This is a genomic window from Mucilaginibacter sp. P2_D11, assembly GCF_056404435.1.
Map to the genome: position 1 here is coordinate 52746 of NZ_JBFUEA010000011.1, position 13693 is coordinate 66438.

The window sequence follows — 13693 nt, forward strand, 5'->3', positions numbered from 1 at the left end:
GGTTATTCTTTTAGCCCTCTCTTTGGGGAGGGTTGGGTGGGGCTAATTCTGCCCTACGCCGTGGCAGTTTTTGAACTTTTTGCCACTACCGCATGGGCATGGGTCGTTCCTGCCTATTTTTTGCTCCACCTTTACGGGTGTTGCTTTTTGTATCTCGCGGGTATCTTCCATCGGCATGCCGTTAGCTTCGCTGATCAGTTCCGGTTTAGAGGTACGCATCTTCTTTAGATCCATCTTAGGTTCCGGCTTTGCTTCGCGTACCTGCTCCGGCTCCTGCTGTACAGCAATACCACCGCGGAACAGGAAGCTCACCAGCTCTTTATTCACGTTCGAAAGCATCGCACGGAACAATTCGAAGGCCTCGAACTTGTAAACCAACAATGGGTCCTTTTGTTCGTAAACGGCGTTCTGTACCGATTGCTTCAACTCGTCCATCTCGCGCAGGTGCTCTTTCCAGGCATCATCTATCAGGTAAAGGGTAACGTTCTTCTCGAAAGACTTAAACACTTCTGCACCTTTGTTCTCGATTGCTTTTTTCAACGGAACGGCAACCTGCAGACCATGCACGCCATCGGTAAAGGGCACCACAATGTTTTCTACATATTGGCCACGGGTATCGTACACGTCTTTCAATACAGGGTAAGCCTGTTGGGCAACCTGCTCTGATTTACGTTTGTAAAACTCTATCACCTGGGCAAAGGTTTTATCAACCAGGTTATTTAATGATGTAGCCACAAACTCTTCCTGCGTGGTATCGATATCTACCGAGAACAAACGGATAACCTCCAGCCTGAAGCCTTCGTAGTTGTTGGCTTCTTTATATTCGGTAACCACATCTTCCATAACATCGAAGACGGTGTTATTCAAATCCACTTCCAGGCGCTCGCCAAACAAAGCGTTCTTACGTTTTGCGTAGATAACGGTACGCTGCGAGTTCATCACATCATCATACTCCAGCAAGCGTTTACGTATGCCAAAGTTGTTCTCTTCTACTTTCTTCTGCGCACGCTCGATAGATTTGGATATCATAGAGTGCTGTATCACTTCGCCTTCTTCTATACCCATACGCACCATCAGATTTGAGATACGCTCCGAGCCGAATAAACGCATCAGGTTATCCTCTAACGATACGAAGAACTGCGAAGAGCCCGGGTCGCCCTGCCTACCGGCACGACCACGCAACTGCCTGTCCACACGGCGGCTCTCGTGGCGCTCGGTGCCTACAATGGCCAAACCGCCAGATGCCTGCACGCCTGCACCTAATTTTATATCTGTACCACGACCGGCCATGTTGGTGGCAATGGTAACGGTACCTGCCTGCCCTGCTTCGGCCACAATATCGGCCTCTTTCTGGTGCATCTTGGCGTTCAGTACGTTATGTTTTATGCCGCGCAGCTTAAGCATACGGCTCAATAATTCTGATATTTCTACCGATGTAGTACCTACCAGTACCGGGCGGCCTGCCTGGGTTAGTTTTACGATTTCATCGGCAACAGCGTTATATTTTTCGCGGATGGTACGGTAAACCAAATCCTGCATATCTGCACGGCTGGTTGGCGTATTGGTTGGTATCTCTACCACATCCAGCTTGTATATCTGCCAAAACTCGCCCGCTTCGGTAACGGCGGTACCCGTCATGCCGCAAAGCTTGTGGTACATCCTGAAGTAGTTCTGCAGGGTAATGGTGGCAAAAGTTTGGGTGGCATCTTCTACCTTTACGTTTTCCTTAGCCTCAATCGCCTGGTGCAGGCCATCGCTGTAGCGGCGGCCATCAAGCACACGGCCGGTTTGCTCATCTACTATTTTCACCTTGCCTTCGTCCAGGATGTATTCGGTATCTTTTTCGAATAAGGTGTAAGCCTTCAACAATTGGTTTACCGAGTGGATACGCTCAGATTTGATAGAGAAATCGCGCATCAGCTCATCCTTGCGGGCAATTTTATCTTCGGCGGGCAGCTCAGATTTTTCGATACGTGCAATTTCAGAACCTACATCCGGCATCACGAAGAAGCCCGGGTCTTCGCCCGATGCAGTAATCAGTTCGATACCTTTTTCAGAAAGCTCTACCGAGTTGTTCTTCTCGTCGATGATGAAGAACAGTTCAGCATCAACCTTAGGCATATCCTTGCCTTGGTCCTGCATGTAGTGGTTCTCTGTTTTAAGCAATACGGTTTTATTGCCGCCTTCGCTCAGGAATTTTATCAGTGCTTTGCTCTTTGGCAGGGCGCGGTGCGCGCGCAATAAGGCTAAGCCGCCATCGTCAACGCCGGTCTTGCCTTCGTTGATGGCTTTCTTGGCCTCGTTCAATACGGCGTTAACATAAGCTTTCTGGGCATTCACCAAACGCTCTATGCGTGGCTTCAGTTCATAAAACTCGTGTTCGTCGCCACGTGGTATAGGGCCCGATATAATGAGCGGTGTACGCGCATCATCAATCAATACCGAATCCACCTCATCTACCATGGCGTAGTGCAGCTTGCGTTGTACCAGCTCTTCGGGGCTGCGTGTCATATTGTCACGCAGGTAATCAAAACCAAACTCGTTATTTGTGCCAAAAGTGATATCGGCGAGGTAAGCCTTGCGGCGTTCTTCCGAATTTGGCTCATGTTTATCTATACAATCAACCGACAGGCCATGGAACTCGTACAACGGACCCATCCACTCGCTATCGCGGCGTGCCAGATAATCATTCACGGTTACAATGTGTACGCCTTGGCCAGCCAGTGCGTTTAGGTAGGCAGGCAGCGTGGCTACCAGCGTTTTACCTTCACCTGTTGCCATTTCGGATATTTTACCCTGGTGCAATACTATACCGCCTATCAGCTGTACATCATAGTGTACCATGTTCCAGGTAACAGGGTTGCCGGCAGCAAGCCAGGTGCTGCTGTGGGTAGCTTTATCGCCTTTTATTACTACGTTGCCCTTTTTGGCAGCAAGTTCACGGTCGAAAACGGTTGCGGTAACTTCTATGCTCGGGTTCTCCGCTAAGCGTTTTGCGGTTTCTTTAACTACGGCGAAGGCGGTAGGGAGAATATTGATCAGGATATCTTCCAGCTCTTTATTGCGGTCTTTTTCCAGCTTATCCAGCTGAGTATAAAGCTCAACCTTTTCGCTTACTTCCATATCCAGCTCGGTTTCGGTACGAGCCTTAATGGCCTGTATCTCGCTATCAATTCCGGAAAGCCCTGCGGCTATGGTTTCCTTGAATTCTATGGTTTTAGCCCTAAGCTCATCATTGCTCAGCCCGCCCAATTTGGCAAATTCAGCCTTAATTTTTTCAACTATAGGCTGTATGCTTTTTACATCCCGTTCTGATTTGCTTCCGAAAAGCTTACTAAAAAAGTCTAACATGTTATTATATTATGGTACTACGGCAAACTCAACAATTGCGCCATAGTAATTATAAAGTCAAATTGACAGGCAAAGGTACGATTTTGAGGCTGAAAATGATGTGCAGATGTGCAGATTTCAGATGTGTAGATAAGATCAGGGGCTATTTTGGCACGCAAAGGCGCGAAGGCGCAAAGCCTGATTGGCTAAAATGCCCTTGAATTAATTGTGCGTACGGATTTGCGCGCATTTATTGCAGGCACAGGATGGCCCGGAGCAGATTTATTGGCACCCTGCCTTTTTATAAAGGCAGCAAGCATTTATAAAAAGATGCTGAGCAGCTTATCGATATAAACCTCGATGGTGATGTCTTCCATCTCGAATTGCTCCTCTATCTGTTCCGAAAATTCAGTTAGTTCTTCGCTCATGGTATTATGTTTTACTATGCAAACATAATAAAATTTGAACCGAAAACCAAAACGGTATTTTGAATTTATTTTTTCCTTATTCCCACGATACCTCTTTTCGCTGCCTTTCGGTTATCATTTTAATGGTTTTCCTGTACTTAAAAATCATTTTCCGGGTAAATGAATTGAACGTGTTGCCGCCGGCTTTAAATAAGGTACGGTGCGCCACCCATACCATGCAGGAGGTTAAAAAGAAGAACGCCTTATACACCAGGTTGCGCCAGGCTTTGGAGTATTCGGGTTTGCCTTCATAAATTGTTGCAAGCCGTTCGGTTTGGAAAGTGATGTGATAGGCTTCGTCTATTAATATATCGGTGCATATCGCCTGTAACAGTTCGCAGTCCGTAGCATCTTTTAGTGCCTGGTAAAAAATCTGCGCGGTGCTTTCCACTACAATAACGGCCAGCGTCCATATTTCCATATTGGTGTTGTAATACCGCACTTTCCTGAACAGCGTATCGCCCCAATCCTTTCTGATACGCGTTTTCCCGATGCCATCGATATACCGGCCCAGGTTGTTACCGTGCTTTTGCTCTTCCTTTATAAAAAGCTTTACAGCCTCCACGTAATCCGGGTCGCCTATTTTGTTGGCGTATTTGGTTGAAGCCGCAATTAAATGCTTCCCTTCCGATGTTTCTCCTAATTGCCAGGCCTGCAGCGATGGCAATATAATCTTAACCTCCTCGGTTGTTAGCGAGGGAAATAACTTCCAGTCTACGCGCTGTTCCCGGGCGTTTGTCTTGAAATGTGCTATCCAATAATTACTTGTATGCATGTTGGTTCGGTTTAAATCGCCCGCATGCCAGTGCATGCGGGTGAAAGCTTGGGTAATAAGGTTTAGGTGAATATTTATTTAATGGTTATCCCAGTTTATCTTTCGGGAGAAATACATCAATGCCGCTACGATGAAGAACAAGGCCACTGCCCCTACCAGCAAGGAGTACTCTTCTAATTGTATGATGATGAAGATGAAGCCGTAGAATACGCTCAGAATAAAGGCGAACATCGCTGCGGCTGCTTTGTTCTTGAGCAGCGAAGCCGTGAAGAAAGAGATTAGCCCTATTGTAGCAGTAGACGAGATAAGGTACGCGTAGTTGTAACCAATTTTTTCCGCAAAGGACAATAGCAGTATATAGTACACGATCATGGCAGCACCAATCAGCGTATAATTAAACAGGTGGATAGGTTGCTTACGTATCAACTCTGTTAAAAACAGGGAAACGAATGTAAGAATGATGATGAGCGTAGCATATCTGTTAGTCCGGGTTACTTTTCGGTACTCATCTACCGGCGGTTGCAGCCGAACGCCGAAAGTAGCTTCAGCAATTGTTTTCGGGTTGTTCAGGATGGTATTGTCGTTAAGCCATTGCTGCGGAAAGGGCCTGTTGTAATATAACCTATGCCATTTTGCGCCCGAGCCGATTGAAGTACTGTCGCGTGTATCGGGCAGGTAACGGCCGTTGTATTGCGGGGTTGGCCAGTCGCTTTTAAACTGCACGTCGGTGGCTTTGCCCAGATGAAGGAAATTAATATCATTGCTACCCTTTAAGTCGAGGTTGTAACTGAAGGCGATGCTACTGCTGACAGGCAAGGAGAAGCCCACCTGCAGCGACTGCTCAAAGGGGCGTATGTCGCCTGATGTAGATTCAGGCGTGTAATTTTGCCCTTGTATCTTTACCACCGGGTTGTTTAAAAGCCCCTTGATATCAGATATACCGAATAGCAACCGTGCCTTATCATACATCACCTGCCCGGCATCTATACCTAATTTAGCCAGGTTAGGCTGGGTAAAATTGCCTTTTACTTCAATAGCGGAGCTATACACTGTTACATCGAAAACTCCCTGATTAAATGGTTGCGTTTTAAGCTTTGCATTTATGTACAAATCGTTCGGCAACAGGTAAATGTACCCTATTGCGTTAGTTGCGGCTCCGAGCACCTTGTTGTAAGGGATAACCAATACCGGCCCCTGCACCGATTGGCTGCCCGACCAGCTATCAGAAACCGCGCTTAGCATTTTAGTTTGAATATCCTGTCGCTCGTCTACCAGGTTTTGTATCCACGATGATGGGATAAGCAGCGCCAGGATAATTAAGGTGATTACCGTTAATTTGATTAGGATGGAACTTTCGTGCCATTTTTTTGGTGGAGGTTGCAGGTGGTCTATCATATGTTTTTAATTTAAAAGTTCTTTGCAATTCAAAGTAATTATTTAAAAAATAATCGCCGAGGTATTGTGGCGACTTAATGGACGCTGCATTAAAGTACTTTGAATAACAAAGTAAATGAATTAGAGGAATATTTCCAAATAATTAAGTGAAGAAATTTTGTTCAGAATAAATGTTTACCTTAGGCGAACCTAAATACTTAACAATGAAAGTTTTCTTAAGTTGGTCTGGTGAACTCAGCCATAAAATCGCAATTGAATTAAGGGATTGGTTACCATTTGTAATACAATCCATACAGCCTTATGTGTCGTCAGAGGACATCGATAAAGGCACCCGTTGGAGCATTGATATTGCAAAAGAGCTAGAAGATTCATCCTTTGGAATACTATGTATTACTCCTCAAAATTTAGAGGCACCATGGATTAATTTTGAGGCTGGAGCGTTATCAAAAGCGTTTAACAATTCGAATGTGAGTCCATTTTTATTCGGACTCAAGCCTTCGGATTTAAAAAAAAGCCCCTTATTACAGTTTCAATCAACCCTCTACGAAAAGAAAGATTTCGTAAAATTAGTTCTTAGCATAAATAACGCATTAGTTTCTGATAAACTAGACGAAGGAAAACTTAAAAAGACCTTTGACGTTTGGTGGGAAACTTTAAAAGAGAAACTTGACTCTTATTTACCGGAAGCAAACAAAGTCTCTGCTAATGAGGATGGTGATGATGCCTCAAAAGCTGCCAAAAATGATGCAATCGAAGAAATATTAGAGTTGTCGAGAGAACAATTTAAACTGCTTCGAAATCCAGAGTTTTTATTCCCCGAAAAATATTTCTCCTCGATATTACGACGTACGGGTGTAGGCATAAGTCCGAAAGTCATCCACGACTTAGAAATGGGCCTCAATAGACTTAAATCGACTTTAGCAGGTGCATCTTCAGAAGTCCCGATAAATCCAGAAGATTTAGCAATTGCAATTCATAGACTCGAACGAGCTATATACTATATAATGAAAAATCAATCTCGACTTAATCGTGGACTTTTCTTTGACGAATAAACCCCTAAACCAATATTGCTGCCTTTACCAAATAAGGCAATATCTCCTTTTGGAAGGACACGAAGTTCTTGCGCACGTCGCTATCGCTTACCGATGTAAAGGCAAAGCTGAATACGATGCTTTTGCTGCATTTGATCAAAAAACGCAGGCGCTGCGGGTAGGTTTCGTGCTTGCGGATGCCGGCCAGCTGGGTAAAGCTCATTACCAGCAGGTCTTCCAGCTCGTTGCTCAGGTTCTTTAAAAAATCCTGCGAGTTGGTGCTTTCGCGGATGAAATCCCAGCCGATAAATTCGTTGCAAACGGTGTAAGAGAGCCGGCAGGTTTTCATGATGAGGTTATTGAGGTGGGCCTCCTCATCCATTTCGGGGATGTTGGTGTTAATCAACTCGTCAACACTCAGCTTAATGTAATCCATCAGCAGCACGTGCAAAATGGCTTCCTTGCTCTCAAAGTACTTATAAATGGTAGCCTTGGCAATTTTTGCCCGCTTGGCAATTTCGTTTACGCTGGTTTTATGGTAACCGAATTTGCGGAACAGATCCTGCGCTGCCCGCTTAATACTATCTTTAATTTTATCGGCCTCCATGTATCAGTTTGATACAAATATCTCAAAATTACTCACATTTACGCTATAAGCCCGCAGCGATTTTGTAGCCGGTGCCTTCACCGGGCTCCCATCCGAAAGCGAGAACTTGGCGCCGCTGCAAGGGTCGGTAGCGGTAAAGCCGGTATTATCGGGACTAATGGCGCAAAGTTTTTCGGGCTGATAGCTGCTGCAACGGTCGTAACAACTGTAGGTGCCATCGGCCTGGCGGTATAGCAGCAGGCCGGCAACGCCATAGCCGGATATAACGACTGAGCCGCCTGCGCTGTTCAAAGCTGCCAGGCGCGGGTCGGTTTTTGATGCGCGGAAATTAACCGGTACGCTGGGGATCACATTTTCTTGCTTGCCGCAACCCATCAATACCAACGCGGCAAATAATATTAATGGTGAGTAGTGAGCAGTTAAGCGGTGAATGGTTTTTATCGGCCAGGCAAACCATCCGCTACTCACCATTCTCCGCTCACTATTATTCATCATATCAGTTCTGTTTGAAATTGCTTCAAGAAACGAACATCGTTCTCAGAGAATAAACGCAGATCCTTTATCACATATTTTAGGTTGGCAATCCTTTCCATACCCATGCCGAATGCAAAGCCTGTGTATTTCTTGCTATCGATGCCACAGTTTTCCAAAACGTTAGGATCTACCATGCCGCAACCCAATATTTCTACCCAGCCGCTGTACTTGCACATGTTGCAGCCACTTCCGCCACAAATGGTGCAGGAAATATCCATCTCTGCCGATGGCTCGGTAAAAGGGAAGTACGACGGGCGGAAACGCACCTTGGTACCTTCGCCGTAAAGCTCCTGTACGAAGTGGTAAAGCGTCTGCTTCAGATCTGAGAAGGAAACGTTTTCATCCACATAAAGCCCCTCTATCTGGTGGAAGAAGCAATGCGCACGGGCCGAAATAGCCTCGTTACGGTAAACACGACCGGGCATAATGGCGCGGAACGGCGGCTTGCCGTTCTCCATCATACGCACCTGTACCGATGAGGTATGCGTGCGCAGGGCAATATCGCCTTTCTCCTGGTCGCCTTTACGGATAAAGAAAGTATCCTGCATATCGCGGGCGGGGTGTTCTTCGGGGAAGTTAAGGGCCGAGAAGTTATGCCAGTCGTCCTCAATCTCCGGGCCTTCCGCTACTACGAAGCCTAAGCGTTTGAAAATGTCGATGATCTCGTTACGCACCAACGAAAGCGGATGGCGCGAGCCAATCTCCAGCCCGTTGCCGGGCAAAGTGAGGTCGATCTCGGATTTGGTATCTACCGTTGCAGAGCCGAGCGATTCTTTTATTTCTTCGTACCGTGCTTCGGTTAGCTGCTTAAACTGGTTAAGCACTTTGCCAAAAGTGCGTTTCTCATCGGCACTAACGGTTTTGAACTGCTCGAAAAGGTCCTTGATGATGCCTTTGGTACCTAAGAATTTAATACGGAAAGCTTCCAGTTCATCGGCCTTAGCAGCCGTGAACGCTTTTATCTCGCTGGTGTACTGATCTATTTTTGATTGCATTATAGTATTGTTCTTAAAAATTGTTCGGCAGTTAATACCGGGATGTTGGATTGCTTGTAGTCTTTAATATTGCGGGTTATAATGAGGTCGCAGTTGTGTTTAACAGCGATATGATTTTCGATAGCATCTTCAAAATCGGTAAAAGACCCGGCCAGGGCACTTTCGATAGCATCTTTTTCAAAAGAAAAAATCTCTAACAGCTTGGTAATCCGCTTCACTCCTTCCTTAGCACCCGTCTTTCCTATACTTCTGGTCAATATGTAATTTATGTTGGCGATAATGAGCGTTGACGTACTTAATCGAACACCGCTCAATTTTTTTTCCTCAAGCAGCATTTCTGTGTACATGGAAAATGGCTTTCGCTCAACCAACATATCTAATATCACATCGCTATCTACAAATAAATGTTTATAAGCCATGCCGCTCTTTTAAATACTCCCACTTCAGGTCTTTATAATCAACATCATCAGGCACCTTACCTTTTAATATTCCTGTAAGCGCCTTGATGTCGTCAGATATCACCATGTTTTTGTAGCGTTCGATGAGCGGGTCTTCTTTTTTCCTTTTCTTCGAAAAATCATTTAGGAGCTCTTTAAAAAGCTTAGACACACTTATATTATCTTCTGAAGCTATCCTTTTGGCCAACTCAATGGTTTGCTCATCAGCACTCAATGTCAGTTTTGTAGTTGCCATATCAATTCCGATTTATACGTACAAATGTAAAAAACTTATACGTAACATTTATTTTATCACCGCTAATTCCTTACCCACCTTGGTAAAGGCTGCGATAGCTTTATCCAGATGCTTCCTATCGTGCGCGGCAGAAATCTGTACGCGTATACGGGCCTTACCCTGTGGTACAACGGGGTAATAGAAACCGATTACGTAGATACCTTCTTCCAGCATTTTAGCGGCAAATTCCTGTGCAAGCTTGGCATCGTAAAGCATTACGGGCACTATGGGGTGCACGCCGGGTTTTATATCGAAGCCCGCAGCGGTCATCTGCTCGCGGAAGTATTGGGTGTTGGTTTCCAGTTTATCGCGTAAGTCGGTTGTTTCGCTCAGCATATCCAATACGGCTATAGAAGCGCCTGTGATAGCCGGTGCCAGCGTGTTGCTGAACAGGTATGGGCGCGAGCGCTGGCGCAGCATATCGATGATTTCTTTCCTGCCGGAAGTAAAACCGCCTGATGCACCACCAAGGGCTTTGCCCAGGGTACCGGTAATGATATCTATCTTGCCCATTACGTTATGGTGCTCGTGCGTGCCGCGGCCTGTTTTGCCCATAAAGCCGCTGCAATGGCTCTCGTCTATCATTACCAAAGCATTGTACTGCTCTGCCAATGCACAAATCTTATCCAGTTGGGCAATGGTACCATCCATAGAGAATGCTCCATCCGTTACGATAATGCGATGGCGTAGGTCTTGCGTTGCTTTCAGTTTCTCTTCCAGGTCGACCATGTCATCGTGTTTGTAACGCTGGCGCTGTGCCTTGCAAAGGCGCACACCATCTATGATAGAAGCATGGTTCAGCTCATCAGATATGATAGCATCCTGATCGTTGAACAAGGGTTCGAACACCCCGCCGTTGGCATCGAAAGCCGCAGCGTAGAGGATGGTATCTTCGGTGCCGAGAAATTCGCTTATCTTTTTTTCAAGCTCTTTATGTATATCCTGCGTACCGCAGATAAACCTTACCGATGACAAACCGTAGCCGTGCGTATCCATAGTTGCCTTCGCGGCATCTATAACACGCTGGTTGCCCGATAGCCCAAGGTAGTTGTTGGCGCAAAAGTTGATCACTTCCTGGCCACCCTGCACGGTAATATCCGCGCCCTGCGGCGAGGTGATGATCCTTTCCCTTTTATATAATCCGGCGGCTTCTATATCGGCAAGTTCCTGCTGTAAAACCGGCTGCAATGTTGTGTACATAAAATAGCTGTTTAGCCTGCAAAATTAAACATAAACGCCAAACCACCGCTTACCTGAAACATTTTTAATATATTACAGCAGTAAACAAACATTTCGACTAAAAAGCTATTATTTGTAAGACCTATGAAAAGACACTTACCTCTGCTTGTTTGTTTACTGTTTACGGCCATCAGCGCCTCTGCGCAGCAATATATCCTGTCGGGCAAAATCACCGGGCAAAAAAACGAGCCGGTTGCCTTTGCATCGGTTTACATCCGCAGCTCTACCTACGGCACTACCGCCAACGAAGAAGGCGTTTATCACTTTAAGCTCAGTCCCGGTACCTACAATGTAGTTTACCGCCTTGCCGGTTATGCGGTAAAAGCAGAAACCATCACCATTACCGACCACGACGAGGTGCATGATATACAGATGCTGGATGAAGAGCTACGCTTTACCCAGGTTTCTGATAAATGGCGCAATAACCAGGACCCGGGCGATACCATTATGCGTATGGTGATTGCCAAACGCGAAGCCCACCTCAACGAGGTAAAAGGCTACTCCTGCGCCGTATATGTGAAAGGCGTGCAAAAACTGCTAAGTACGCCAAAATCCTTGCGCAGCGCGGCGGTTACCCGCGCACTGGATCTTGATTCGCTGGGCCGGGGCATCTTATACCAATCAGAGTCGTTATCTACTTTCAACTACCAATCTCCGAATAAAGTAAAAGAAATCACCATCGCATCGCGCAACGCGGGTATCAATACTGCCTTCGGCTACAATAAAGCATCAGATTTACAGGCCAATTTTTACCATAACATTTTCAGCATCCCAGGCCTTAGCACCCGTGGTTACGTATCGCCTGTAGCATCTTACGCATTCAATTTCTACCGCTATAAACTCATTGGCAGCACCGTGCAAAACGGGCAAACGATTGATAAAATAGAGGTTATCCCCAAGCACGAATACGGGCAGCTTTTTACCGGCAATATCTACATCGTAGAGGGCGATTGGCGCATCTACAGCGTAGATTTGATGCTACGTGGTAAAAGCAACTCGCTAAACCTGGTTGATACACTGCAGGTAAAGCAGCAATACATCCCCATTACCGATAGCGTGTGGATGCCTGTTTCGGTGCTGTTCAATTTTAAGGGCTCGGTGCTGGGCTTTAAATTCGGCGGCTATTACCAGGGCATCTACAATAACTATAAGCTGGAGCCAAGCTACCCCGAAGGCTTCTTCACCGGCGAAGTGCTGCGAATAGATACGGCATCGAACTTAAAAACCCCCACCTATTGGGAATTTAACCGCCCCGTACCGCTCACGGCCTTAGAAATCCGCGATTACCAGAAGAAAGACAGTGTAGCGGCCTACCATAAAACCGAGGCATACCTCGATACGCTGCAGCATACAAAAAACAGTATTAACTACCCCGGCTACATTATATTTGGGTACAACGCCAGCAACCGTACCGAAAAGGATTCGCTATACATCTATCCATTCCTACAAACGTTTTATTATAACACGGTAGAGGGCTTTGGCATAAACGCAAAGGTGCGCTATACCCATATTATTGATGACTTCCATTCCTTTGCGGTAACCCCTGCCCTGCGTTACGGTTTCTCTAACAAGATATTCAGCGCAAATATGTTGGCCGAGTACCTAAACGACCCGTTCCATAATTCGAAGTACTGGGTAAATTTCGGCAGCGATGTGCTGGATCTGAACAATGTAGGTACGCGCTCGCTATACTTCAACACGCTGAGTACCATCCTGAGCGAAAACAACTATGTAAAATATTACCGCTCGCATTTCGGCGCCTTCGGCTTCCAGCGCGAAGTGGCCAACGGCGTATTGTGGAGCGCAAGCCTCAGCTATTCCAGTCGCTCGCAATTATACAATACCAATTTAGGCCACCTGGTTGATGTTAAGGACAAGGAGTTCACCTCCAACAACCCCCTGGCGCCAGACGGCACCCCGCCGGATGACCGTTCGATTCTATTCCCCGAGCACCAGGCACTATCGTTTACCACGGCAGCTACTTTTACGTTCGATCAGCAGTACATCACCCGCCCAACCGGCAAATTCAACCTGCCATCTAAGTACCCAACACTTACGGTTACTTACCGCAAAGGCTTCCAGGGTGTGTTGGGGTCTGACGTGAACTATGATTTTGCGTCCGCTGATATTTCGCAGTATAATATCCGCATCGGCTTATCGGGGTACTCGGCTTTCAAGCTTACCGGGGGCGGTTATTTCAACAATAAACACCTGTATTTTATGGATTACTACCACTACTTAGGTAACCAGGGCCGTACGTTCGACCCTACCTACATCGGTAGTTTCCACTTCCTGCCCTTTTATACCTACAGCACCAACGGGGGTTTCTTAGAAGCGCACTATCAGCATAACTTCGCAGGCTCATTACTCAACAAAATACCTTTCTTACGCCGCCTGAAACTGGAAGAAATAATGGGTGCCAACTATTTAACCACCAAGGGCAACCCCAACTACCGCGAGTTTTACGTGGGCGTGCAGCGCCTCATCTTCCGGGTAGATTATGGTATCTCCTACGCCGGCAACAAAAAGTACCTGCAAGGGATAAGGATATTTTATGGGATACGCTAGCGCCTGTTGAGTTCGGAAGT

General features: G+C 46.3%; 11 protein-coding genes. 2 read left to right on the forward strand and 9 right to left on the reverse strand.

The genetic code is table 11. The features are described 5' to 3' along the window. Positions 1 to 42 precede the first annotated feature (42 nt). The 3 genes from secA to creD all read right to left on the reverse strand — a co-directional run bounded on the left by secA (position 43) and on the right by creD (position 5967). The gene (gene secA, locus AC1DXC_RS17915; RefSeq protein WP_477460543.1) at positions 43 to 3351 is read right to left on the reverse strand and encodes a preprotein translocase subunit SecA; all 3309 of its coding nucleotides are present in this window, start codon (positions 3349 to 3351) and stop codon (positions 43 to 45) included. 483 nt (positions 3352 to 3834) lie between these two features. Continuing rightward, positions 3835 to 4572, reverse strand: coding sequence for a ferritin-like domain-containing protein (locus AC1DXC_RS17920; protein ID WP_477460544.1), 738 nt, complete (start codon positions 4570 to 4572; stop codon positions 3835 to 3837). A 78-nt stretch (positions 4573 to 4650) separates the two neighbouring features. Then, positions 4651 to 5967, reverse strand: a complete 1317-nt coding sequence (gene creD / locus AC1DXC_RS17925) for a cell envelope integrity protein CreD (protein WP_477460545.1) — start codon at positions 5965 to 5967, stop codon at positions 4651 to 4653. A 203-nt stretch (positions 5968 to 6170) separates the two neighbouring features. Here creD and AC1DXC_RS17930 point away from each other — a divergent pair, with 203 nt between their 5' ends. Continuing rightward, positions 6171 to 7019, forward strand: coding sequence for a TIR domain-containing protein (locus AC1DXC_RS17930; protein WP_477460546.1), 849 nt, complete (start codon positions 6171 to 6173; stop codon positions 7017 to 7019). A 4-nt stretch (positions 7020 to 7023) separates the two neighbouring features. Here the strand turns inward: AC1DXC_RS17930 and AC1DXC_RS17935 are convergent, their stop codons facing one another. From AC1DXC_RS17935 to kbl, 6 genes are read right to left on the reverse strand one after another with little or no spacing between them, the layout of a single operon-like run. After that, the gene (locus tag AC1DXC_RS17935; RefSeq protein ID WP_477460547.1) at positions 7024 to 7605 is read right to left on the reverse strand and encodes a TetR/AcrR family transcriptional regulator; all 582 of its coding nucleotides are present in this window, start codon (positions 7603 to 7605) and stop codon (positions 7024 to 7026) included. 3 nt (positions 7606 to 7608) lie between these two features. Beyond that, positions 7609 to 8100, reverse strand: a complete 492-nt coding sequence (locus AC1DXC_RS17940; RefSeq protein ID WP_477460548.1) for a Rieske (2Fe-2S) protein — start codon at positions 8098 to 8100, stop codon at positions 7609 to 7611. Next, a complete protein-coding gene (gene pheS / locus AC1DXC_RS17945) occupies positions 8097 to 9134 on the reverse strand; it encodes a phenylalanine--tRNA ligase subunit alpha (protein ID WP_477460549.1) in 1038 nt (345 codons plus the stop codon). Before pheS ends, AC1DXC_RS17940 begins: the two co-directional genes overlap by 4 nt. Further along, entirely contained in the window at positions 9134 to 9553 is a 420-nt protein-coding gene (locus tag AC1DXC_RS17950; RefSeq protein WP_477460550.1) for a PIN domain-containing protein, read from the reverse strand. Before AC1DXC_RS17950 ends, pheS begins: the two co-directional genes overlap by 1 nt. Continuing rightward, complete coding sequence (locus AC1DXC_RS17955; protein WP_477460551.1) at positions 9543 to 9827, reverse strand: DUF6364 family protein; 285 nt, start codon at positions 9825 to 9827, stop codon at positions 9543 to 9545. The genes AC1DXC_RS17950 and AC1DXC_RS17955 overlap by 11 nt, the downstream gene beginning before the upstream one ends. A gap of 48 nt (positions 9828 to 9875) precedes the next feature. Next, entirely contained in the window at positions 9876 to 11066 is a 1191-nt protein-coding gene (gene kbl / locus AC1DXC_RS17960; RefSeq protein WP_477460552.1) for a glycine C-acetyltransferase, read from the reverse strand. A gap of 123 nt (positions 11067 to 11189) precedes the next feature. Between kbl and AC1DXC_RS17965 the strand changes: the two genes are divergently transcribed. Then, complete coding sequence (locus AC1DXC_RS17965) at positions 11190 to 13673, forward strand: DUF5686 family protein (protein WP_477460553.1); 2484 nt, start codon at positions 11190 to 11192, stop codon at positions 13671 to 13673. The last annotated feature ends 20 nt before the right edge of the window (positions 13674 to 13693 follow it).